Consider the following 23,217-nt stretch of genomic DNA (forward strand, 5'->3'; position numbering starts at 1 on the left):
GAAAAGGGCGCGAAGCGCACCTTTTCAGGGGCGCGGGGAACTGCGCGACAAGCCCCCACCGGCCCCGCAGCCAAAGACCGCTCACCCAGCAAACGGCACCTGCGCCACAGGCACCACACCCGCCCCAGCAACCGGATGCCGCCACAACCCACGCGCAGCCAGCCGAGGCAAAACCCCTTCCCCGAACCAGTACGCCTCTTCCAAGTGCGGATACCCGGAAAGCACGAACTCGTCGATACCCAGAGCGTGGTATTCAGCGATCCGATCGGCAACCTCCTCATGGCTACCGACCAGCGCGGTACCCGCCCCACCCCGAACCAGCCCGATCCCCGCCCACAGATTGGGATAAATCTCCAGCCCGTCCCGATTCCCACCCCCGTGCAGCGCAAGCATCCGCTGCTGCCCCTCCGACTCACTCCGCGCAAGCCCCGCCTGGATGTCCCGCACGGTCGCCGGATCGAACCCGGCGAGGATCCGGTCCGCCTCCGCCCACGCCGCCTCGGCGGTGTCGCGGGTGATGACATGCAGCCGGATCCCGAACCGCAGGGTGCGCCCCTGCTTGGCGGCCAGCCCCCTGACCCAGGCGATCTTCTCGGCGACCTGCGCCGGCGGCTCGCCCCAGGTGAGGTAGACGTCGACGTTCCGGGCGGCGACCTCACCGGCGATGGGCGAGGAACCCCCGAAGTACACCTCGGGCACCGGATCGGGCACACGGGCCAGCTTGGCGTCCTCGACCCGGAGGTGTTCGCCGGTCAGGTTGACCGTCTTGCCCTCCCACAACTCCCGTACGACTTCGAGGAATTCGCCGGTACGACGGTACCGGGCGTCCTTGTCGAGGAAGTCGCCGTAAGCCTTCTGCTCATGGCTCTCGCCGCCGGTGACGACGTTCAGGAGGAGCCGTCCGCCGGACTGGCGCTGGAAGGTGGACGCCATCTGCGCGGCGAGGGTCGGGGAGACGAAGCCGGGGCGGAAGGCGACCAGGAACTTCAGGCGCTCGGTGTGCTGGCTGACCATCGCGGTGGTCAGCCAGGCGTCCTCGCACCAGGCGCCGGTGGGGGTGAGCGCGCCGACGAAGCCCAGGTCCTCGGCGGCGCGGGCGATCTGGCTCAGATAGGCGACCGTCGGCGGCCGGTTCTGTCCGAAGGCGGTGGCCGGGGTGCCGTGGCCGCCGCCGACGACATGACGGCTGTCGCCGTTGGTGGGGAGGAACCAGTGAAAGGTGAGGGACACCGAAGATCTCCGATCGGGAACGTCGCGGGGAACGTCGTCGCGTTAGAGCAGGCCGTGGCGGGGCGGTTTCGTGCCGTTCAGTACGTAGCGGCCGATGTGCTGGACCTTCCAGCGTGCCGGGTCGTGCAGGGTGTGGGTGCGGGCGTCGCGCCAATGCCGGTGCAGGTTGAGGGAGTTGAGCGCCGAGCGGGTCCCGGCGACCTCGAAGAGGGCACCGGTGACCTCCACGGCGGTGGTCGCCGCGTGCGCCTTCGCGACGGCCACCGCGATGGACGCCTCGGCCGCCGAGTCGTCGGTGAGGTCGGCGCGGGCCGCGTCCACCGCACGGGCCGCTTCACGCAGCAGCGCCTCGGACGCCCTTAGCTGGACGGCGAGTTCACCGAACCGCTGGATCAGCAGCGGGTCCTCGGCGGCGGTCTCGGCACCGCTCTCGAACCAGGGCCGACTCTTGGTCCGCACGAACTCGGCGGCCTCGGCGAACGCTCCCCCGGCGATGCCGACATCGATCGCCGTGTGCAGCAACTGGGCGACGGCGCCGTGGAGTTGGGGTCCCTGGAAGGTGAGGTGGTGCGGGAGGACCCGGTCGGCCGGGACGGGGACCGCGTCGAGCCGGACGGTGCCGCTGGCCGTCGTACGCTGACCCATGCCGTCCCAGTCGTCCAGGACCGTGAGCCCGGACGCGTCGCGCGGGACGTACGCCACGTGGAGGTTGTCGTCCTCGGTGCGGGCGAGGACGGGGATCCAGTCGGCGAACAGGGCGCCCGTGGAGTAGTGCTTGACGCCGGTCAGGACGTACGAGCCGTCGGGGCGGCGCTCCAGGCGGGTGCGGATGTCCTGGACGTGCTTGGTGCCCGCCTCCGACTGGGCGTTGCCGAGCCGCCGCCCCGCGAGGATCTCGCCGAAGAAGAACTCCCGTTGTTCTTCGGTCCCCTGACGGCGGATCACATTGACGTACGCGAAGTGGCTCTGCGGGATCTGGGCGAGGCTCGCGTCGGCCGACGCGAGCAGCCGGAAGATCTCGGCCAGGGTCTCCTGGCGTACGTCCGCTCCCCCGTACTCGGCGGGCACCGTGACCGCGAGCAGTCCCGAGGTGGAGAGGCGGTCCAACTCCGCGCGGGGGAGCCGCCGTTCGGCGTCCCGTCCGGCGGCCCCGGTGCGGAACTCGTCCGCCAGGGCCGCCGCCACGGTCAGGGCCTCCACGTCGTCGGCGATGACTTTCGCGGTCATGGGATCAGACCGCCGCGGCGAGGACCGGGTAGCGGCCGAGCGCGGTCGAGAACTGGTCGAGGACCTGGGTGAGGGCCTCGGCGGTGGCCGGCGCGACGGAGATGGAGCCGTCCTCGTGGGCGGTGATGTCCTTGTCGAGGGTGAACCAGCCCTGGACGATGTGGGCGGCGCCCATGGAGTTGAGGACCGGGCGCAGGGCGTAGTCGATGGCCAGGACGTGCGCGGTGGAGCCGCCGGTGGCCAGCGGCAGCACGGTCTTGCCGGTGAGCGCGTACTGCGGGAGCAGGTCGAGGAGCGCCTTGAGGACACCGGAGTAGGACGCCTTGTAGACGGGAGTGCCCACGACGACACCGTCGGCGCGCGCGAACAGCTCGGTGGCCTCGACGATCGCCGGATGCCGGAAGTCGGCGCCGAGCAGGGCCTCGGCCGGGATGGTGCGGACGTCGAGCGGGATGACCTCGTGTCCCTGGGCGGTCAGCCGCGAGTCCAGGTGGCGCAGGAGCTTGCCGGTGCGGGAGGAGACGGAGGGGCTGCCGGAGACGGACAGGACGGTGGCCATGGGTCCTCTTTCTGGAGGCTTTCCGGGGGTGTTCCGGAGGTCGGGGTGCCCGCGCGGCGACGCGGGCACCCCGGGGGAAGTGGTCAGGAATACCAGGTGGGTTCGGGCAGTTCGCCTTCGAGGACCCAGCGGCCGACCTCGCGGCGCTTGTAGGCGACGGGGTCGTGGAGGGTGTGCGTGCGGACGTTGCGCCAGAACCGGTCGAGGCCCTCGGTGCTCGCCGTGGAGCGGGCGCCGGTCACCTCGAAGATGCGGCCCGCGATCTCCAGGGCGACATCGGTGGCACGGGCCTTGACGGCGGCGACCCTGACCTCGAAGTCGCCGCGCGTCTTCGGGGTGACGGCGTCGGGGTCGTCGTGCAGCCGCTGCCCTTCGGCGGCGACGGTGTCGGCGAGCGCCTCGACCGCCCAGAGCTTGGCGGTCAGATCGCCGTAGGTGTCTATGACGTACGGCTCGTCGACCGCCCGCTCGTGTCCGCCGTGCAGCCAGGACCGGGCCTTGGTGCGGGTGTAGCCGGCGGCCGTCTCCAGGGCCCCGCCCGCGATCCCGAGGTAGAAGTTGGCGAACACCAGCTGGATGGTGGGGACGTTGAGGGTGTTGTAGGTGCGCGGCCGGAACTCCCTGTCGACGTAACCGGCGGCCGAGGACCACGGCGTACGGACCCGGTCGAGGGTGACGCCGCCGCTCTCGGTGAGGCGCTGGCCGATGTTGTCCCAGTCGTCGTGGAAGGTCAGGCCCTCGGAGTCGGAGGGCACGATCGCGAAGACATGCTGGTCGGTGCCTTCCAGGACGCCTTCGAGGACGGTGACGTCGGAGACCCTGCTGCCGGTGGAGAAGGACTTGCGGCCGGTGAAGAGGAGGTCGTCGCCGTCCTCGGTGACCACGACGTCCTTGTCCCGCGGGTTGACGGCCCCGCCGAAGAACCACTGGTTGCGGGCGGCCTCGGCCTCCACGTGCTCCCACTGTTCACGGGTGCCGACCAACCGGGCGGCCCAGTTCCAGAGGTAGTGGTAGCCGAGGAGCTGCCCGATGGAGCCGTCGGCTTTGGCGACCTCGCGGACGACCTGGTAGGCGGTCGTCCAGTCCTGGCCTCCGCCGCCGTGTTCCGCGGGGCCGAGCAGGGTGACGAGGCCGGAGTCCTTGAGGAGGCGGACCTCGGCGTACGGGGTCGCGCCGGCGCGGTCGCGTTCGGCGGCGTCGGTGGCGAGGACGGCGGCCACCTCGGTGGCGCGGGCGATCCAGTCCTGGGCGGTGTGCGGGGCGGGGCGGGTCCGCCAGTCGGCGGGCGTGGCGATGCTCATCTCGATGACCTCCTCAGACCTGGGCGGGGGCGGACTCGGGCGCGGACTCGGGCTCTGTGTCGGGCAGTTGGGCCTCCAGCTCGCGCACGAGCGGCAGTACCCGCTTGCCGAAGTACTCGACCTCCTCGTGGTAGTGCAGGAAGCCGAGGAGGAGCAGGTCGACGCCGAGCCTCTTGTACGCGACGATCCGCTCGGCGATCTGCTCGGGCGTGCCGATGAGGCCCGTACGGAAGCCGTCGTTGTACTGGACGAGGTCCTCGAAGGTGGAGTCCTGCCACATGCCCTTGCCGTCGGCGGCGGACTGTCCGGCCTGTTTGACGGCGGCGCCGAAGCCCTCGACGGCCTCCCGGTCGGCGCCCGCGACGATCTCGCGGAGCGTGTCGCGGGCCTCGGCCTCGGTGTCACGGGCGATCAGGAAGCCGTTGAGGCCGAACTTCGGTGCGCGACGGCCTACTTGGGCGGCCGATGCCCGTACGTCGGCGAGCTGCTCGACGACCCCGTCGAAGTCCTTGCCGTTGGAGAAGTACCAGTCGGAGACCCGGCCGGCCATGGCGCGGGCGGCGGTGGAGTTGCCGCCCTGGAAGATCTCGGGGTGCGGGCGCTCGGGCGTGTTGAGGGGCTTGGGCTTGAGGGAGAAGTCGCGCAACCGGTAGAAGTCACCGGCGAGTTCGGTGTGGTCCTCGGTCCAGATCTGGCGCAGGGCCTGGATGAACTCCTCGGAGCGGCGGTAGCGCTCGTCGTGCTCCAGCCAGGGCTCGCCGAGGGCGGTGAACTCGCCCTTGAACCAGCCGGAGACGACGTTCACGGCGAAGCGGCCGTTCGACAAGTGGTCGGCGGTGGCGCCGAGTTTGGCGAGGACACCCGGGTGCCAGAGCCCGGGGTGGACGGCGGCGATGACCTTCAGTCGCTGGGTGGCGAGGAGCAGGGCGAGGCTGAAGCTGGTCGACTCGTGCTGGAACTCGGCGCCGTAGCTGGCCATGTAGCGGACCTGGCTGAGCGCGTACTCGAAACCGTTGTTCTCGGCGAGGACGGCGAGTTCACGGTTGTAGTCGTAACCCCAGTCGGTGCGCTGCTCGATCTTGCTGGTGACGAGTCCACCACTGACGTTGGGGACCCAGTAGGCGAATTTCACGGGCTCTGCAGGAACGGGCTCTGCGGGAACGGCCTCTGCGGGCATGCGGAACTCCTGTTGCGGAATGCGTTTCCGGGCACGCCAATTCCGGCCGGAGCGAAATCCGGCAAGATTTCAGGCGGTTGCGGAATGGGCGCGGCGGATCGGGACGGGGATCAGGCCGCGGAACAACAGGAGGCGCTGGAGACGCGCGCGAGGTCGACGTGGCGTCGCCGCGTGAGGTCCAGTCGCATCTTCATGCCATCGATCGTGACAGCCGCCGAAGAGGGCAGTCAAGGAAAACCCGACCGGTCTCGTATCGCGGACCACCTGATTTCACGAAGGCGTGACAGGGAAACCCTTGAACCGGCCGTTCCGGCGCCCGCATTCTGCTGCGGTGCGTATTGAACAGCTGGAATACATCGCGGCCGTCACCCGGCTCGGTTCGCTGCGCCGGGCGGCTGAGGAACTGCGCCTCTCCCAGCCCGCGTTGAGCGAGACCGTACGCAATCTGGAGCGGGAACTCGGGGTCGATCTGCTGGAGCGCAAACGGTCCGGGGCGACGATGAGCACGGAGGGGCGGGAGCTGCTGCCGCACATCGTCAATGTGCTGGACGCGGTGGACCGGCTCAGAGCGGCGGCGGGCGAGCAGCACCGCATCAGCCGTATGGTGCGCGTCGGCACGGTGAACGCGGCGACCGTGCCGCTGCTCATCCCCGCCGTCCGGGAGTTCCGCGCGGCGCACGAGCTGACACAGGTCGAGGTGGTCGACGTACAGCAGGCGGAGATCCACCGGGGGCTCACGGAGGGCGGCTTCGATCTCGGGCTGGTGAACCAGCTGGAGGGCGACGACGTGCCCGCCAGCTTCGAGAGCACCGAACTGCTGCGCGGACGGCCCGTGGTGTGCGTACGTCCGGACAGTCCCCTCGCGGCCCGGCCGGCGGTGTCGGTGGCCGATCTGCTCGCCGGGCCGCTGATCGCGATGCGCGCCGGGTACGTCATGCACCGCTATCTGCACCGGCTGCTGGGCGGTGACGGCGCGGCGTTCGCGTACTCCACGGACGGCGCCGAGATGGGCAAGCTGATGGTCGCGGAGGGGCTCGGGGCGACCGTGCTGCCCGACTTCAGCGTGATCGGGGACCCGCTGGAGCGGTCCGGGATCCTCACCTACCGGCCGATCGCGGAGGACGACACCACCGAGGTGCTGCTGACGCTCCAGCGCCGCCGGGCCGAGTCCGTGCCGCTGGCCGCGCGGGACCTGCACGAGGTGTTCGTGCGCCGGGCCCGCGAGCTGGGCGGGACACTCACCGTGCCGGACGGGGAACCCAGCGTCGCCACACTACGCATAAAGGAAAAATAAGAGCAGAATGCAGGTAGGCGGCATTTACCGCACACCGCATCAGACGCGGTCAGGCCTGCACAGTCGAAGGAGACGAGTCATGGCCAACGTCTCGCCCACCAGAGGTGACATCTCCAGTCACCCTGATGTACACGAAATGCGGGCGCGGTACGCCCGTATGCTCGGCGGTCGCGATGTGGCGCTCGTGGACGGACCGGTGTTCCTCGTCGGTCTGTACTGCGCGGCATCCCCCTGGATCCTCCACTACACGACGAGCCAGCCCCCGCTCGTGACCCACAACCTGATCATGGGCATCGCGATCGGCCTGCTGGCCCTCGGATTCACCAACACCCCCGAACGCATGTACGGCCTCAGCGGGGCCCTGTGCGCGATGGGCGTCTGGATGATCGTCTCGCCGTGGATCGTCGGCGACAGCCCTGACGCGGGTGTCGTACTCAACAACATCATCATCGGCGTCCTGGCCCTGTTCCTGGGGCTGCTGAGCGCGGGTGCGACGGCGAGAAGCTCCAGCATGACATAACCGGAAGCGGGACATACCCGGAAGCGGCCCGGTCCTTGGAGGGAACCGGGCCGCTCGCCGTTCGACTGACGGTTCAGCTCACGTTGAGCGCCGTGTCGTCGATGACGAAGGACGTCTGGAGGGTGGAGCCTTCGACGCCGGTGAACTTGACGGTGACCGTCTGGCCCGCGTAGGCACTGAGGTCGAAGCTGCGCAGCGTGTACCCGCTGGCCGCGTTGAGGTTGGAGTAGGTGGCCAGGGTCGACAGGACCGTGCCGCTGCTGTTGAGGATCTGCGGCTTGAGGGTGTCGTACGCCGTCGAGGTGGTCGTCTCGGCCGTGTCGATGTGGAGATAGAAGCTGAGGGTGGCCGAGCAGCCGGACGGGATCGTCACCGACTGGGCGAGCGTGTCGGTGTGGGCGGAGCCGTAGCCGTCGAGCCAGGCCTTGTAGGAGCCGGTACGGGCGGCCTGGCTGCTGGAGCTGGTGATGACACCGCTGGTCGCGGTCCAGGACGAACTGCCGGACTCGAAGCCGGGGTTGGCAAGCAGCTGGGCGGCGGTGCAGGTGCCGCCGCCTCCGTCGTCACCGCCGTCGTCGTCGGTGGCACCGGCGAGCCAGGCCGTGGCGTTGAGGGCGAGTTCCGCGTTGGTGCCGGCGGTGTCGTTCCAGCCGTCGTACAGGGTGTTGCCGGACTGGCCGGTGCCGTCGTCGATCGGGGAGCTGTCGCCCCAGAAGGCGACCCGGCCGCTGCCGAAGGTGCTGGTGGCGAAGAAGGCTCCGGTGTTGCCGGAGTAACCGGTGCGGTAGACGAGGCCCTTGACGGAGGAGTTGACGGAGGGGCTGAGCGTGGCCGTCGTGCCGCTGCGGATGATGCTGCCGGTGACCGTGCCGAAGGCCCCGTTGAGGACCGGGTCCGTGCTGCTGGAGATGGCGCTCGGGTCGTCGGTGCTGACGTTGAGCGTGTCGACGGTGAACCCGAACGGATTCGTGCTGTCGACGCTGTTGTTGCTCATCAGGTCGTTGATGATCTCGACGGCGTCCTCACCGTCGTTGTTGCGGTCGGCGCCGGTGTGGTCGGAGACGAGGAAGAGTCCGCCGCCGTTCTGCACGAAGGTCATCACGGCGGTCTTCTCGGCCGTGGAGAGCAGGACGTTCGGCTCGGGCAGCACGAAGGTGTCGAAGTTCTGCAGGTCGGTGGCGGCCGAGGTGCCGTAGGTGATGGTGCCGCCCGAGGCGAGCGTCTTCAGCGAGTAGTCGCCGGTCTGCTGCAGGGCGACGCCCCAGGCGGAGATCGCCCCGGTCCAGTCGGTCTCGGAGGACGGGCTGGAGTCCTGGCTCAGCGGGTCCGGCTGACTGGTGCTGATGATCCAGTCGGCGTTGCCTGCCGTCTCGGCCTTGGAGTTGTCGAACAGGATGCGGTGCGGGGTGGCCGCCTCGGCCGGGGCGGCCGTGGACATCTGAACGGCGGCGCTGGTGGCGAGCAGACCGAACACGGCCACGGCCGTGGTGACTCCGGAACCGAGTCTTCGATGCGGGGAGCTTCTGAACGAGGGCATCCGGCGAACCTCCGTCTGGGGTGGGAAGAGGTTGAAGAGGTTGTACGAGGGGGGAGTCTTCGCGCGTAGAACGACCACTGGCCGTCCCCTACGCGACGCAGTTTTGAAATGTACATGACGCCCAGGAGGCTGAACAGACTGTCCCGGCCCGCAGCGGGCACTAGCTATGCATCGGCAATATCGGCATAGAGGGGCGGAAATGACGATCTCCAGCATCATCGGCGCCATCATCATCGGCACCGTCATCGGCATACTGGGCCGACTTGTCGTCCCGGGGCGCCAGCGCATCGGCATCCTCTGGACGATCGCGGTCGGCATCGTGGCCGCGCTCATCGGCTCGGCGATAGCCGCCGGGTTCGACGTGTCCGACACGGACGGTATCGACTGGGTCGAGTGGCTCATCCAGATCGGCCTAGCGGCGTTCGGCGTGGCGGCACTGGACCGGGCGAAGGCACCTCGCCGCAGTCACGGCAGCAGGCGGCGTTGAGCAGGAGGGAATTCCGTTGCGGGCGCTGAGCCAAGGGGACTAAACAGGGTCGGCAGAGTCATGTGCGGTTCACCCGCGCCCCAAAGGGGCGCGGGGAACTGCGCCACAAGCCCCCGCCAATCCCGCGGTTTCACACTGCCTGCCGCCACTGACCGTCACGGAGACGACTTGCCCCCACGCATCACCGCACTCACCGATCCCACCCCCAGCGCATCGAGCCGCCGACTCGCCTGGCTGGCCGCCGACTCCGACGGCACACCACTCGGCTCCGCGTTCCTCCGCCTGTTCACCAAGGAGGGCCAGAAGCATCTCGCCGAGTTGGAGATAACCGTCCACCCCGCCGAGCGCCGGCAGGGTGCCGGCACCGCGCTCCTGGACGCCGCCGTCACCGCAGCCCGAACCGACGGACGACGATCACTCGTCGCACAGGCCGAGGAGGACTCCCCCGGCGACCGTTTCCTGACGGACCGGGGCTTCCGCCGGGTGCTGACACTGACGTACGCCCGACTGGTCCTCGCGGACGCGAACCTCGCGGAGATCACCCGGCTCGTCGAACTCCCGCACCCCGGCTACCGGTTGACGTCCTGGGAGGGCACCGTGCCGCCCGAACTGGCCCGGAGCTACGCCGACTCGCGCCGCGCCATGGACGACATGCCGATGGAGGACACCGACTACGGCACGGTCGTGTGGGACGTCGACCGCATCCTGGCGGCGGCCGAGGCGATCGCCAAGCGCGGCGACCTCCTGCACACCGTGGCCGCGCTGGACACGACTGACGGTTCGGTCGTCGGCTTCTCCGAACTGGTGGTACCGGGCGACGGCCGCGGCAACGGACAGCACTACGGCACGGCCGTGCTCCCCGAGCACCGCGGCCACGGCCTGGGCCGCTGGATGAAGGCCGAGTCGATCCGCCGGGCCGGCGCCCACCACCCCGGCCTCACGGGCCTGCTCACCGACACCGCGAACAGCAACGCACCGATGCTCGGCATCAACGATGAACTGGGGTACGTACCCACGCACCGGGCGGTGGAGTTCCAGCTCGCCCTGTGAACCGGCGACCGACGGCCCGCCCGGCGGCGGTCACCTGCTCGCCCCGTTCGGGGCCGGCAGCCCGCCCCCGGCGCGTCTCGGCCAGGGGCACGACCCGGTGCCGGCCGGCGACCCGCCCCCGTTTGCGGCCAGCGACCCCCGCCCGGCCCCGTTCTGGATCAGGAGCCTGCTCCGGTGTTCGCCAGCGGCCCACCCCGGTGTCGGTCGGCTGCTCGCCCCCGCGCCATCTCGGCCAGGGGCCCGCCCGGTGTCCGCCCCCGAACCGGCGCGAGGCCCGCCCGGCGTCCGACCCGGCCAGGGCTCGTCCCGGGCCTTGGAGTCCCAGCTCGGCCCACGAAGCCACAGCCGACGCCCCGCCCCCTGTGTCGGCCGAGGGCCCACCCGATGTCCACCCCCGCCACGGGCCCAGGCCCAGACCCAGCCACGCACCGGGCCGTAAAGTCCCCCCTCGGCCCTCGAAGCCGCGCCCGGCATCCCGCCCCGGTGTCGGTCGGCGGCCCACCCTGTGTCCGCCGCCGACACGGGGCCCGCTCCCTCGGTCGTCGGGCTCGGTGCGTTGCCGCGCAGCGGTGCGGCCCCGCGGCGCTCAGGGCTCGTACACGTACGGCGTCGTCGTGGTGAGGGGTTCGAAGCCGAGGCGTTCGAGGATGGGTCTGCTCTGGTGGGAGGCGTCCACCTGGAGGTAGCGGTAGCCGCGCTCCACGGCGTCGTGGGCACGGTGGGCGACCAGGGCGCGGTAGATGCCCTTGCCGCGCCAGGCCTCGACGGTGCCGCCGCCCCACAGCCCGGCGAACCGGGTCCCGGGGACGAGTTCCATGCGGGCCGCGCTCACCGGCTCCTCGCCGGCCAGCGCCACGACGGCCGTGATCGTGTCCGGGTCGTCGGTGAGCCGGGCGAGCAGCTGGTGCCGCAGCCGGGAGCTGTCGGTGCCGAAGACCTTCTCGTGCACGTCGGCCACGAGGTCGACGCCTGCCCGGTCGGTCACCGGGACGAGACGGATGCCCTCGGGCGGCTCGGTGTCGAAGGTCAGGGCGGAGACCTCGCCGATCATCAGCGTCTCCTCGGGCTCGGGCGTGAACCCCGCCGTCCGCAGCCGCTGCCCCAGGTCGATGGGGAGGTCGTGGCCGTAAAGCTTCCACTCGAACCCGCGTCCGAGGCCGCTGTAGTGGCGGATCTGCTCGGCGATCGCCTCATCAGCGCTGTCCGCGTCGAGATCGGACCAGACCACCCCGTTCCAGCCCTGGGCGTCGGCGACCTGGCGCACCACCCCGCCCACACGTTCGATCCGGGCGCCCGGCCCGTCGGGCTGTGCCCCTTCGCGCATGTCCCGGTCGTAAAGGGCGAGCACACCTACATGATCCATGCCGTAACTCCAGCACCCCGATGCGGCAAGCGCAACGGTATTGACACCTGGGATACGTCACCCTCCGGATCAGTTCGCACATGCGAAGCACCGGACCTTCCCTGCCGCACGGACGTACTCTGCACCCTGGAACCGCACCGCGAGGAGGCCCCGTCAGCCATGGTGAAGAGCGACGAACTGCCCTATCTGCGCCGCTGCGTGGAGCTGGCCGCCGAGGCCCTGGCGGCCGGCGACGAGCCGTTCGGCTCCGTCCTGGTGGGCGAGGAGGGCGCCGTCCTGGCGGAGGACCACAACCGGGTGGCGTCCGGCGACCGCACCCGCCACCCGGAGTTCGAGCTGGCCCGCTGGTCCGCGGCCCATCTGACCCCGGAGCAGCGGGCGGCGGCCACCGTCTACACCTCCGGCGAGCACTGCCCGATGTGCGCCGCGGCGCACGCCTGGGTGGGCCTCGGACGGATCGTGTACGTCGCCTCGTCCGAGCAACTGACCACCTGGCTCGGTGAGTTGGGCGTTCCCGCCGCCCCGGTTCGGCCCCTGCCGGTCAAGGAGATCGCGCCCGGAGTGACGGTCGAGGGCCCGGTGCCGGAACTGACCGAGGACGTTCGCGAGCTGCACCGCCGGTTCCACACCGCCGCACCTCAACAAGGCTGATCCGTACGGGAGTTATCCGCTACCCGAGTTCGAGCGTGGTCACCCCGAAGACCCTCTCCCCCGCGAACTCCCGTACCGGGCCCGTGTACATGCGTGCCGTCTCGAAGGACGGCGCGAAGCCCGCCTCCTCCACCATCGCGACGGCCGCCGTGTTCGGCTCGGGGACGTCGATCGCGACCTCCGTCCCGGCCGCGCCGGCGGTCAGCGCGGCGAACAGCGCCCGGGCGTCGTCGGCGGTGTCGGCGAACAGCGGGCCGATCCGGGACGCGTCACGGCCGGGGCGGACGACTCCGTAGCCGGTGATGGCCCCGTTTCCGGCGCGGTTGCCGTCGGCCACGCGTACGAAGGCCCGATGCCCCGGGGCGCTCAGCCAGTACTCCAGGAAGCGGGGCCGGTCGGCGGGGGTGCACAGGGTGTCGTACGCCGAGATCGCCGCCAGATCCTCCCGCCGTACGGGACGTACGCGCGCCGGGGTGTCGGCGGCGGGGGCGGTCCCGGTGTACCGGACGGTGCGGTGGGCGGGTTCGAAGCCGGAGCGGCGGTAGTTGTCCTGCTGGGCGACCACGCCGTCGAGGCCGACGGTACGGGTGCCCGCGTGGGCCAGCGCGGTCTTCCAGGTGGTGATCCCGTAGCCCCGGCCGCGTACATCGGGACGGACGAGATAAAAACCCAAAAAGGCGTACGCGTCACCGTAGTTGACGACCGAGATCGCCGAGACCGGCTCCCCGTCGAGCCTGCCGACGAAGAAGCCCTCGGGGTCCTGGGCGAAGAACCCGGCGGTGTCCGACAGCCCCGGATTCCAGCCCTCGTCGCCCGCCCATCCGGTCACCACCGGCCAGTCCTCGGGCGTGGCCCGGGTGACGACGAGGTCTTCGGGGCCCGGGGAGATCGGGCCGGCGGAGGTGGTCATGGGTGTGCTCCGTTCCGTTCCATGGGGGGATACCGGCCCCGCCCGGCCACGGCTTTCGGTCATGGCTCTTGGTCATGGCTCTTGGCTGGGGCTCGACCACCCAGCGTAACCGTCGCCCGCGCCCGGCCGCCGGGAGGCGAGCCCCTGGTCACCCGCATATCGTGTTCGAGGGCGCCGTCCCGGCCCACAGCCGGGACCCCGCCCCTGGAGGCATTCATGCGGTCCGCGTACCGACGCCGGGCGCTCGCCTCGGCCGCGACGCTCGCCCTGCTGGGGGCGGGCTCGCCGACGGTGGCCGCGGCGGACGACGAGCCCGGCCTGTCCCGCTTCTACGACCAGGAGATCGACTGGTCGGCCTGCGCCGCCGGGGCCCTCTACGAGCCGCCGACGGACGGCCTCCAGTGCGGCAAGGTCACCGTGCCGCTCGACTACGCGAAGCCCGGCGGCGACACCCTCGAACTGGCGATGGCCCGGTACCGGGCCACGGGCAAGTCGCGGGGTTCGGTGCTGCTGAACTTCGGCGGTCCCGGCGGCCCGGGCGTCAGCCAACTCGCCTATGAGGGCAAGGACTTCATGAGCCTGACGAACGGCTACGACGTCGTCACCTTCGACCCGCGCGGCGTCGGCCGGTCCTCCCCCGTCAGCTGCGGCGAGGGCACGGACTCGGCCACGGACGTCGAGGTGACCGGTGGCGAGGCCGGGGACAATCCGCGTGCCGTGCTCGAACAGTTGCGCAAGGCGGCCCAGGCCTGCGCCAGGCACTCGGGGCCCGTCCTGCGGCACATCGGCACCGTGAACGCCTCCCGCGACCTTGACGTGATGCGCGAGGCCCTCGGCGACAAGAAGCTCAACTACCTCGGTTTCTCGTACGGGACACGGCTCGGCGCGGTGTACGCGACCCAGTTCCCCAAGAAGGTGGGCCGGTTCGTCCTGGACGGCGTGGACACCCTCACCGAGTCGCTCGCCGAGCAGGGTCTCGCGGGCGCCGCCGGGCAGCAGACCGCGCTGGAGGCCTTCCTCACCTGGTGCGTGATCGACATCGCCTGTCCGTTCGGGCAGGACGTGCGCGTCGCCCGCCAGCGGGTCGTCGACCTGGTGGACTCCCTCGACGAGGACCCGGTGCCGACCGGGTACGGCGACCGCTTCTCCGGTCAGGATCTGGTGGGAGCCATCGGCCAGGGGCTCTACAGCAGGCGGATGTGGCCGCCCCTGGAGCGGGCCCTCGCCGGACTGGTCGAGGACGGTGACGCGAGAGGGGTGATGGCCTTCGCCGGCCGAGGTGTCGCCGTCCCCCCGAGACAGACCCCCGCGCCCGAGAACCCCGTGCGGCAGCCCCTCGTACGACAGAGCCCCTCCCCGGACTCCGGCGGCCATCTCGTCGACGAGGTCGAGGTGCCCATCGACAACCTTCCCGCCGCGCTGATGGCGATCAACTGCGCGGACGATCCCGACCGCCCCACGGCGGCCCGGATCACCAAGGATCTCGCCGCTCTGCGCGCCTCGTACGAGAAGGCATCCCCGGTGTTCGGCCGGTACCGCCTCACCGAGGTTCTGACGTGCTACGGCCGGCCCAGGGGCACGAACTTCATCCGCACCGAGGTCCGGGACGTCGACACCCCGAAGATGCTCCTGGTGGGCACACGCGGCGACCCGGCCACGCCGTACCGCTGGACGACCGAGACGGCCGAGCGGCTGGGCTCGTCGGCGGTCGTCCTCGACAACAAGGGCGAGGGCCACACCGGGTACGCGTCCTCGAAGTGCGTGCACCGCAAGGTCGACGCCTTCCTGCTGTACGGCTCCCTCCCGGCCGACGGCAGCTCCTGCGGCGCGGACGAGGCCGACTGAGGCCCCCTAGGCCCCCCTCACTGCTCCCTGCCCTCACCGCCCGCCGAAGGGGCGCCCAGGAGGTCGGAGAGGCCGCGGTCGACGGCGTCGCCGAGGTCCTCTCTCCCGGCCGCCACGACGGCGAACGTACGGAGCAGGAAGCGGCGCAGGGCCGGGGTGTCGAACTGGAGCAGGGCCAGGCCGTGCGGCGAGTGCAGTTCCAGGACCGTCCGTGCGGGCCCGCACGGCCAGATGTGCACGTCACCGCCCCCGGCGGGCCGTCGGACACCCTCCTCCAGGAGGCTCCGGGCGAAGGTCCAGCTCACCCCCTCGCCGTCAAGGGCGGCCTCCGCCGGGAAGTCGATGTGCACGGCCAGTGGATCGGTCGAGGCGTAGCGGAGCGTGGCACGGACGGGAAGCTCCTGTTCCTCCGAGGTGATCAGGCGTGCGCGCGCGGGCTGTTCGAGGGTGACGTCCATGGCAGTCTCCGCTCCGGTTCGGGCCGACGATGCTGATGCCGACGCGTTGTGCCGACGTGGTGTTACGACCCCGAAATGGCCTCTCCGATTACGCGGAATCCGCAGCTTTTATTGTGAGCTGCATCACTAACTGGCGTGGTTTTCCGCAGGGATCGCGGACCGACGGGCGATTCGGGGGCAACCTGACCCTGTGCCCCGGCAACACGCAGCCGCACATCGCACAAAAAGCCGTCGAACACGCGAGTGAATGAGTTGCCACTCATCTCCATCGATCCATCAAGTCGCGTACCCCGACTACGACTTGGCACACCGGACGCGTACCGCTTTCACACCAGGAAAACCGCCCGAGAAGACTGTGGCATATGCCAGAAGCACCACCGTATCGGGTGTTGCCAAATCCCTTACAGGGCGTCGCAGGCTGTGCAAGAGTCGTAACCGGTCCTTCCTTCAGCCTTGGTCGTACCGTCCCTTCATCGGAGTGCGTCATGCCGCCCCATCTCTCCGCGGACCGTCCAGCCGCCCAGCCGCCCGCGCGCGGCTCGGTCGACGCGCTCATCACACAGGCCCGCCGACTCAAGGGCGACGTGGATGCCGTACGACGGGACACTCCTGCCGACGGTTCGGACCCGGAGGGACGCTGGCAGCGCGCTCTGTACGATCTGGCACTGCATCAACTCAACGACCTCGACGAGCACTTGGCCCAACTGCGGGACGGACCGCAGCCGCTGCCCGAGGCTCCCGTGGCCGCCGAGGCGGTGCCCGCACTGCGAGCCGTGCCGACCGCTCCCCGGCGCGACTCGCTCCTCAGCCGGGTCGGCAGCGCGGAGTGGAACCTCCTTACGGACGAGGCCAGTTGGTCCGGTGAGCTGTACCAGATCCTCGGCCGGGACCCCACCGCGGACCCGCTCACCCTCGACGAACTGCCCTCCCTGGTCCTCGACGAGGACCGGCGAAGGCTCACCGCGATGGTCACGGACTGTCTCATCGACGCCAAGCCCATCGACGGCGAGTTCCGCGTCGTCCGGCCCGACGGCGGCGTGCGGACCGTGCACATGATGGGCGAGCCCGTGCTCGACGCCGACGGCAGCACCGCCTCCATGTGGGCCGTACTGCGGGACGTCAGCGAACTGCGGCGCAGCCAAAGGACGGTGAGCGAGACCCGTGACTCGCTCCAGCGTCACCGGCACCACGCGCAGTCCGAGCGCCGGCTCGCGGTCGAGTTGCAGGAGGCTGTGCTGCCGCCGTGGCGCGGCTCCCTGCGGCTCCCGCGCCAGGGACCCCAGGCCCTGGACCTGGCCGCCCACTACCTCCCCTCCTCGACGAGCGCGCTGATCGGCGGCGACTGGTACGACGCGCTCGAACTGGCCGACGGCGACACCCTGTTGAGCGTCGGAGACCTCACCGGGCACGGGGTGACCGTGACTTCGGGCATGGCGATGCTGCTGGGCGCGCTGCGCGGGATGGCCGTGGCGGGCACACAGCCGGGCCAACTCATGTCCTGGCTCAACCAGTTGCTCGACGCGTCCGTCCAGCCGGCCCTGGGCAGCGCGATCTGCTGCCGCTACCGGCCCGAGACCCGCACCCTCACCTGGGCGCAGGCAGGACACCCCGCCCCGCTGCTGTTCCGCGACGGGACGGGGCGCGTGCTGAACCCACCGAGCGGCGTTCTGCTCGGCGCGACCTCGGGCGCTGTCTACGGACAGGCCGAGGAGACCCTGGAACCGGGCGATGTGCTCCTTCTGCACACCGACGGACTGGTGCCCGGGCGCCGGGAAGGTACCGCCGTCGCACACCGCCTGCTCGAACTGGCCCCGCGCTTCGGCGAGGCGCGGACCGCGCAGGAATGCGTACGGGCGGTGGTGGAGGAGTTCGGCGAGGCCGAGCGGGAGGACGACGCCTGCGTACTCGTCGCCAGGGTGGCCCCGTAGGACTGCCGTGGCCCCGTAGGACGGTCGGGGCAGGACTGCCGGGCGGGGGCTAGACCCGCCCGGTGTTGTTGCCGCCCCTCCCCTTCGTCTGCTTCGGCAGCGACAGTTTGATCTCCTCGCGGAGTTCGTTGATCTTCGGGTAGCTGGAGTACGCGGCGGTGAGCCGGTACATCTCGCGCAGCCGGTCCCAGGTGCGGTGGGAGGAATTCGAGCCCATCGACACCAGCGCCAACCGCGCGTAGCCGGCGGCCTGTTCGGGGTCGTCCGCGATGAAGCAGGCGGAGGCCATGGACAGATAGTCGAAGATCTTCGACCGCTGGCGGTTGTCGACCCGCAGCTCCAGGGCCTTCTCCGCGTAGTACTGGGCGTGCACGGCCGCGCCCGGCTCGTGCTCGGCCAGGGTGCGGTAGGCCAGGGCCTGCATGCCGTACAGGTCCTCCGCCTTGAACATCTGCATCCAGCTCGGCGGCGGCACATCACCCTTGTCGGAGACGAAGAGGTCCTCCGCCTGGCCGAGGGTGCGGCGCATCGCCTGGCCGTGCCCCATCGACGCCTGTGCCCAGGCCTCGACGGTGTACAGCATGGCCTTGGTGCGGGGCAGGGTCTCCTCGCCCGAACCGGAGTTGGCGAGCTTCATGAGGTCGAGCGCGTCGTCGGGCCGGCCCAGGTGCACCATCTGGCGGGCCGCCCGGGAGAGCGCCTCCCCGGCGCGCGGCCGGTCGCCGCCCTCTCGGGCCGCGTGGGCGGCGATGACGAAGTACTTCTGGGCCGTGGGTTCCAGGCCGACGTCGTGCGACATCCAGCCGGCCAGGACGGCGAGGTTGGCGGCGACGCCCCACAGGCGCCGCTGGAGGGGTTCGGGGTGCCGGTAGGCGAGCATGCCGCCCACCTCGTTGAGCTGACCCACCACTGCCTTGCGCTGGAGCCCGCCGCCGCGGGCGGCGTCCCAGGCCCGGAACACCTCGACCGCGCGTTCCAGTTCCTCGATCTCCTGCCACCCGATGGGGGCGGCCTCGTACCGGTCGAAACCGGCGGGATCGGCGTGCAGGGGGTTGTCGAGGTCGGGAGCGTCGGCGGAGAGAGTCGGGTCGGTGTGCAGCCAGTCGTGCATGGCACTGCTGAGTGCGGAGCCTGCGGTGAGCGCGACGCCCGCACCCACCAAGCCGCGTCGGTTGAGCATGAGGTCCATTCCCGTGAATTCGGTGAGGACCGCGGCAGTCCGATCGGGCGTCCACGGCACACCGTCGGGAGCTTCCGCACTCCCGGCGCCCGGCCGTTTCCCCACACGCCCGTGCCGGACCAGACCTAAGTCCTCGATGGTCACGACACGGCCGAGACGCTCGGTGAACAGGGCAGCCAGTACACGCGGCACCGGATCGCGCGGGATCTCTCCCGTGTCGATCCACCGCCGCACCCGCGAGGTGTCCGTCGCCAGCTGGGGGTGGCCCATGGCCGCCGCCTGCCGGTTGACCAGTCGCGCGAGTTCGCCCTTGGACCAGCCGGCCAGGCCGAACAGGTCCGTCAGACGAGTGTTGGGTTGTCCGCTCACGTCAAGCCCCCAGGTTCTCGGCTGAGTTGACAGTAACCGTCTGTCAGTTGCTGAGCGACTATTCGCCAGGGTTCGCCAGGGTTCGCCAGATGGTGTGCCACTGGTCACCGGGTGTCAGGTAGGAAAGCGCCACCCCGACCCGGTCGCCGAGGAACACTCCCCAGGGTGCACCGGAGCGGCCGGGCCGGGCAGCGCACGACCGACGCAGGCACACGAAGGGATCTGTTTCGCCCATGTACGCAGCATCGTCCTCCGTGTCCGCCCCTCCCCGGCTGCTGCACCCCCGCCCGGGTGGCAGCGGCCCCTACCTCGACCCCGCGCGTCCGGCGGCCCCTGTACTGGGTGCCGGTGCCGGCCGGGCACGACGGCTGCCGGGGATCGGTACGCAGCCGCTCAGCGGGAGACTCGACCTGTCCGGCACGCAGGGCGCCCAGCTGCGCACGGCGATCGCGGCGGTGCACCGGATCTGCCCGGAGTTCGCTCCGGTGCAGGTGCTGCGCCGCAGCGGACGCTCGGTGCTCCTGGTCGGGACGACAGGGCGGAGCACGGCCGTCGCCAAGTGTTTACTGGACCAGTCACCAGCCTGGGCCGAGCGGATCCGGCACGAAATAGCCGCTTACCGCTCGTTCGTCCGGCACCGCCCGCCGGTGCGGGTGCCCCGGCTGATCGCGGCGGACCCGGACAACTGCACGCTGGTCATCGAACGGATGCCGGGCCGGGTCGCGGCCCTGCAGCGGCATCCGGTCGAGGCACCGCCACGTGCGGACATCAGGGCGGCGCTGAGCGCGATCTGCCGGCTCAACGCCTGGCGCCCCCCGGCGGGCACGTTCGACGCCCCGCTGGACTACGCGGCCCGTATCTCCCGGTACCACGAGCTGGGTCTGCTCACCGACCGGGACATGGGTGATCTGCAGAAACTCGTGCACGGCATCGCGCACTCGGCGGGCCGCCAGGGCATGGGCCAGTTCTGCCACGGCGACGCACTCCTGTCCAACATCCTCCTCTCACCGGCCGGTCCAGTGCTGGTGGACTGGGAGCATGCGGGCTGGTATCTGCCGGGGTACGACCTGGCGACGCTGTGGGCGGTCCTCGGTGACGCGCCGGTGGCCAGGCGGCAGATCAGCCAGCTCGCGCAGTCGGCGGGACCGGCGGCACGGGACGCCTTCCTGGTGAACCTGATGCTGGTACTGACGCGCGAGATCCGTACTTACGAGCTGGCCGTGCAGCGTTCGATGCACGAGACGACCCCGGCGGCACCGGGACCGGCCCAACCGGGTGCTGCGCCGTCCGGCGAGGAACAGCGGCTGCTGCTGAGGCGGCTGCACGACGACTGCCAGCTGGCCCGACGGGCCGTACGCGCGGCGGTCGGCACTCGCTGACGGGGGACGTGGGCCCGCGATGCGCCTGGACAGCGGCGCAGCGCGGGCCTTCGTCATGTCCGGGCGCGGGACGTCGCGAAACGCCGCCCGCACCCTCATTGACATGGGAACTCACCGGCCTCTGGGCATCATTGACGGATCGTCGGGCAGCCGATAGCACTGACATACGTTTCGGCCCCGTACGCACCCCCACGACCGCCCGTCCCAGGAGGCCGCCTTGCGAGGATCCGCCGACCCCAGTCACCCCACCGATCCCGGACACAGACGCCTGCGCAGAACCGCCGGTGCGCTCGCCTCGGCGGCGCTGCTCCTGCCGCTGCTCGGCGCGGCCCCGGCCGACAGCGCCGCCCCGGCCGACCGGCTGCAGCGCGCGTTCGCCGCGGCGGCAGCCGAATACCACGTACCGCAGAGCGTCCTGCTCGCCGTCTCCTACCTCCAGTCCCGCTGGGACACGCACGCCGGGGCGCCCAGCGTCACCGGCGGCTACGGCCCGATGCACCTCACCGACGCCCGGACCGCCCTCGCCGACGCCCCGCACCACAGCGAGGGCACGGAGGACGCGCGCGGCGACAGTGCCCGCCCGGCCCTGCACCCCACCACGGAGGTGCCGACACAGGCCGAACTCCCGCCCCGCCTGCGCACGTTGACGAAGGCGGCCGAGCTGACCGGGCTGGCACCCGAGCAACTCCGTACCGACCCGTCGGCCAACGTCGCCGGCGGCGCCGCCCTGCTGGCCGCCGCCCAGCAGGACCTCGCCGAGCCGCTCAGCGCCGACCCGGCGGACTGGTACGGCGCGGTGGCCCGCTTCTCCGGCGCCGACGACACCGCGACGGCGGCGGCGTACGCCGATGACGTGTACGACGTGCTGCGCACCGGCGAGCGGCGCACGACCGACGAGGGACAGCGGGTCGCCCTCGCCGCGCGCCCCGAACTGGCCCCCGACACCGCCCAGTTGAGGCGGACCGGGCTGCGTACGGTGTCCGCCGAGGGCACCGAGTGCCCGGTGACGGTGTCCTGCGAGTGGATTCCGGCGCCCTACGAGGAGTTCGGCGACGGCGACTACGGCAACCACGACCTGGGCAACCGGCCTGCCGGCCAGAGCATCCGGTACATCGTCGTCCATGACACGGAGGGCGCCTGGAACGGCGTACTGACGATGGTCCAGGACCCGACCTACGTGTCCTGGAACTACACGCTGCGCTCGACGGACGGGCACATCGCGCAGCATGTGAAGGCGAAGGACGTGGCCTGGCACGCGGGCAACTGGTACGTCAACGCCAAGTCGATCGGCCTTGAGCACGAGGGCTTCCTCGCGAACCCGGACGCCTGGTACACGGAGGCGATGTACCGGGCGTCGGCGCGGTTGGTGCAGTATCTGGCGGCCAAGTACGGCATTCCGCTGGACCGCCAGCACATCCTCGGCCATGACAACGTGCCGGGTCCGACCACCTCGACGGTCTCCGGGATGCACACCGACCCGGGCCCGTACTGGGACTGGCAGCACTACTTCACCCTGCTGGGCCGCCCCTTCGAGCCGACGGCCCGCCGGGCCGACAGCGGTGTGGTGACGATCCGCCCGGACTACGCGTCGAACCGGCCGGTGTACACGGGCTGCGCCACGGCGGGCCAGGCGTGCGCGGCTCACGGGTCGAGCGAAGTACGCCTGTACTCCCAGCCGGACACCACGTCATCGCTCGTCAAGGACATCGGGACGCACCCTTCGGGCGACGGCACCTCGTCGACCGGCGTCAACGACGTCGGGTCGCGGGCCTCCACCGGCCAGCAGTACGCGGTCGCGGAGCGCAGGGGCGACTGGACGGCGATCTGGTACCTCGGCCAGAAGGCCTGGTTCCAGAACCCGGCCGCCAACCCGACGGCGGTGAACGCGACCGCGGCGGTCGTCACACCGAGGGAGGGTCTGACGGAGATCCCGGTGTACGGAAGGGCGTACCCGGAGGCCTCGGCCTATCCGGCGGGCGTCCCGGCCCAGGCGGTCTCGCCGCTGCCGTACAAGCTGCCCGCGGGCCAGAAGTACGTGGCTGGGGACAAGGTGCCGGGTGAGTACTACTACGCGGTCACCTTCGACACATCCGCGCACCGGGTCGTGGTCGGCAAGGACCAGTACTACGAGATCCAGTTCGGCCACCGGGTGGCGTTCGTGAGGGCGGCGGACGTACGACTCACGCTCCGCTGAGCGAAGCGCAACAGGGTGAGGGGCTCGCCCCTCACCCTGTACGCGATCACGTCACTGGGTCTGGAAAAGCTCCGCGGGCAGCGGCTTCAGCAGCGCGTACAGGTCGTCGGTGATCGGACGGTCCCACGCCGCGATGGTCACCAGAACATTGTCACTGCGGTCGAACTGGACGCAGGCGATCCGGCTCTCGGAGAGCTTGAGGCGGCGCACGATCAGGAGGTTGTCGCCCTGCATCACCGGGACGTCCTCGGTGCCGACGACGGTGACCTCCTCCTCGTTCTCCAGGGCCAGCAGCAGCTGGGCGACCTCGAACGGGACCTCGTCCTCGGCGACGTCACGGGCCGGGGAGCCCTCCGGCAGATTGCCGATGACCATCGCGGGACCACGGCCGCCGAACAGGTCGTAGCGCAGGAAAACGCCCTGGCAGCTGCCATCCGGGGCGGGCAGCAGGCCCGCACCCAGATTGCCGGGCCAGTCACCCGGATCCATGGCCAGAACATCGAAGTCGGGGCCGGCGGGAGTGGCACTGCGGCGGCGGAGGAACGACATACGGCAATG

Annotated in this window: 21 protein-coding genes; 9 read left to right on the forward strand and 12 right to left on the reverse strand. The window is 70.7% G+C overall.

Annotation, left to right across the window (positions count from 1 at the left end):
* Window positions 1-81 precede the first annotated feature (81 nt).
* The 6 genes from ACFYXF_RS02660 to ACFYXF_RS02685 all read right to left on the reverse strand — a co-directional run bounded on the left by ACFYXF_RS02660 (window position 82) and on the right by ACFYXF_RS02685 (window position 5,688).
* Window positions 82-1,230, reverse strand: a complete 1,149-nt coding sequence (locus ACFYXF_RS02660) for an LLM class flavin-dependent oxidoreductase (protein ID WP_389347375.1) — start codon at window positions 1,228-1,230, stop codon at window positions 82-84.
* Between the two features lie 42 nt (window positions 1,231-1,272).
* Window positions 1,273-2,457, reverse strand: coding sequence for an SfnB family sulfur acquisition oxidoreductase (locus ACFYXF_RS02665; protein WP_389347377.1), 1,185 nt, complete (start codon window positions 2,455-2,457; stop codon window positions 1,273-1,275).
* 4 nt (window positions 2,458-2,461) lie between these two features.
* Window positions 2,462-3,016: an NADPH-dependent FMN reductase gene (gene ssuE / locus ACFYXF_RS02670; RefSeq protein WP_389347379.1), complete on the reverse strand. Its 555-nt coding sequence runs from the start codon at window positions 3,014-3,016 to the stop codon at window positions 2,462-2,464.
* A gap of 83 nt (window positions 3,017-3,099) precedes the next feature.
* Window positions 3,100-4,317, reverse strand: coding sequence for an acyl-CoA dehydrogenase family protein (locus ACFYXF_RS02675; protein WP_389347381.1), 1,218 nt, complete (start codon window positions 4,315-4,317; stop codon window positions 3,100-3,102).
* A 13-nt stretch (window positions 4,318-4,330) separates the two neighbouring features.
* The gene (gene sfnG / locus ACFYXF_RS02680; protein WP_389347383.1) at window positions 4,331-5,494 is read right to left on the reverse strand and encodes a dimethylsulfone monooxygenase SfnG; all 1,164 of its coding nucleotides are present in this window, start codon (window positions 5,492-5,494) and stop codon (window positions 4,331-4,333) included.
* A gap of 110 nt (window positions 5,495-5,604) precedes the next feature.
* The gene (locus ACFYXF_RS02685; protein WP_351532065.1) at window positions 5,605-5,688 is read right to left on the reverse strand and encodes a putative leader peptide; all 84 of its coding nucleotides are present in this window, start codon (window positions 5,686-5,688) and stop codon (window positions 5,605-5,607) included.
* Window positions 5,689-5,825: 137 nt separating this feature from the next.
* Between ACFYXF_RS02685 and ACFYXF_RS02690 the strand changes: the two genes are divergently transcribed.
* Both ACFYXF_RS02690 and ACFYXF_RS02695 read left to right on the forward strand, forming a co-directional pair.
* Window positions 5,826-6,788: a LysR family transcriptional regulator gene (locus ACFYXF_RS02690; RefSeq protein ID WP_389347385.1), complete on the forward strand. Its 963-nt coding sequence runs from the start codon at window positions 5,826-5,828 to the stop codon at window positions 6,786-6,788.
* A gap of 79 nt (window positions 6,789-6,867) precedes the next feature.
* Window positions 6,868-7,308: an SPW repeat protein gene (locus tag ACFYXF_RS02695; protein WP_389347387.1), complete on the forward strand. Its 441-nt coding sequence runs from the start codon at window positions 6,868-6,870 to the stop codon at window positions 7,306-7,308.
* Between the two features lie 73 nt (window positions 7,309-7,381).
* On the opposite strand, the gene ACFYXF_RS02700 is transcribed toward ACFYXF_RS02695, so the two are convergent.
* Window positions 7,382-8,845 carry a hydrolase gene (locus ACFYXF_RS02700; protein ID WP_389347389.1) on the reverse strand — a complete coding sequence of 488 codons (1,464 nt, stop codon included), beginning with the start codon at window positions 8,843-8,845 and terminating at the stop codon, window positions 7,382-7,384.
* A 199-nt stretch (window positions 8,846-9,044) separates the two neighbouring features.
* On the opposite strand from ACFYXF_RS02700, the gene ACFYXF_RS02705 reads away from it, so the two are divergent.
* Both ACFYXF_RS02705 and ACFYXF_RS02710 read left to right on the forward strand, forming a co-directional pair.
* Entirely contained in the window at window positions 9,045-9,332 is a 288-nt protein-coding gene (locus tag ACFYXF_RS02705) for a GlsB/YeaQ/YmgE family stress response membrane protein (RefSeq protein ID WP_389347391.1), read from the forward strand.
* Window positions 9,333-9,500: 168 nt separating this feature from the next.
* A complete protein-coding gene (locus ACFYXF_RS02710; RefSeq protein ID WP_389347393.1) occupies window positions 9,501-10,382 on the forward strand; it encodes a GNAT family N-acetyltransferase in 882 nt (293 codons plus the stop codon).
* A 586-nt stretch (window positions 10,383-10,968) separates the two neighbouring features.
* Here the strand turns inward: ACFYXF_RS02710 and ACFYXF_RS02715 are convergent.
* Window positions 10,969-11,745 carry a GNAT family N-acetyltransferase gene (locus ACFYXF_RS02715; RefSeq protein ID WP_389347395.1) on the reverse strand — a complete coding sequence of 259 codons (777 nt, stop codon included), beginning with the start codon at window positions 11,743-11,745 and terminating at the stop codon, window positions 10,969-10,971.
* 159 nt (window positions 11,746-11,904) lie between these two features.
* Between ACFYXF_RS02715 and ACFYXF_RS02720 the strand changes: the two genes are divergently transcribed.
* Window positions 11,905-12,396, forward strand: a complete 492-nt coding sequence (locus tag ACFYXF_RS02720; RefSeq protein ID WP_389347397.1) for a nucleoside deaminase — start codon at window positions 11,905-11,907, stop codon at window positions 12,394-12,396.
* Window positions 12,397-12,415: 19 nt separating this feature from the next.
* Here the strand turns inward: ACFYXF_RS02720 and ACFYXF_RS02725 are convergent, their stop codons facing one another.
* Window positions 12,416-13,306, reverse strand: coding sequence for a GNAT family N-acetyltransferase (locus tag ACFYXF_RS02725; RefSeq protein WP_389347399.1), 891 nt, complete (start codon window positions 13,304-13,306; stop codon window positions 12,416-12,418).
* Between the two features lie 216 nt (window positions 13,307-13,522).
* Here ACFYXF_RS02725 and ACFYXF_RS02730 point away from each other — a divergent pair, with 216 nt between their 5' ends.
* Window positions 13,523-15,151 (forward strand): alpha/beta hydrolase, encoded by a 1,629-nt coding sequence (locus ACFYXF_RS02730; protein ID WP_389347401.1) that lies wholly within the window; start codon window positions 13,523-13,525, stop codon window positions 15,149-15,151.
* Between the two features lie 17 nt (window positions 15,152-15,168).
* Here the strand turns inward: ACFYXF_RS02730 and ACFYXF_RS02735 are convergent, their stop codons facing one another.
* Window positions 15,169-15,609, reverse strand: a complete 441-nt coding sequence (locus tag ACFYXF_RS02735) for an SsgA family sporulation/cell division regulator (protein ID WP_369031721.1) — start codon at window positions 15,607-15,609, stop codon at window positions 15,169-15,171.
* A gap of 485 nt (window positions 15,610-16,094) precedes the next feature.
* On the opposite strand from ACFYXF_RS02735, the gene ACFYXF_RS02740 reads away from it, so the two are divergent.
* Window positions 16,095-17,537, forward strand: coding sequence for a PP2C family protein-serine/threonine phosphatase (locus ACFYXF_RS02740; protein WP_389347403.1), 1,443 nt, complete (start codon window positions 16,095-16,097; stop codon window positions 17,535-17,537).
* Window positions 17,538-17,586: 49 nt separating this feature from the next.
* On the opposite strand, the gene ACFYXF_RS02745 is transcribed toward ACFYXF_RS02740, so the two are convergent.
* Window positions 17,587-19,086: a hypothetical protein gene (locus ACFYXF_RS02745; protein WP_389347405.1), complete on the reverse strand. Its 1,500-nt coding sequence runs from the start codon at window positions 19,084-19,086 to the stop codon at window positions 17,587-17,589.
* Between the two features lie 233 nt (window positions 19,087-19,319).
* On the opposite strand from ACFYXF_RS02745, the gene ACFYXF_RS02750 reads away from it, so the two are divergent.
* Entirely contained in the window at window positions 19,320-20,465 is a 1,146-nt protein-coding gene (locus ACFYXF_RS02750) for an aminoglycoside phosphotransferase family protein (RefSeq protein ID WP_389347407.1), read from the forward strand.
* 217 nt (window positions 20,466-20,682) lie between these two features.
* Window positions 20,683-22,659: an N-acetylmuramoyl-L-alanine amidase gene (locus ACFYXF_RS02755; protein ID WP_389347409.1), complete on the forward strand. Its 1,977-nt coding sequence runs from the start codon at window positions 20,683-20,685 to the stop codon at window positions 22,657-22,659.
* Between the two features lie 51 nt (window positions 22,660-22,710).
* On the opposite strand, the gene ACFYXF_RS02760 is transcribed toward ACFYXF_RS02755, so the two are convergent.
* A complete protein-coding gene (locus ACFYXF_RS02760; protein WP_105968051.1) occupies window positions 22,711-23,208 on the reverse strand; it encodes a hypothetical protein in 498 nt (165 codons plus the stop codon).
* Window positions 23,209-23,217: the final 9 nt, after the last annotated feature.

Origin of the sequence: Streptomyces sp. NPDC002680 (assembly GCF_042889145.1) — a bacterium.
GTDB lineage: Bacteria > Actinomycetota > Actinomycetes > Streptomycetales > Streptomycetaceae > Streptomyces > Streptomyces adonidis.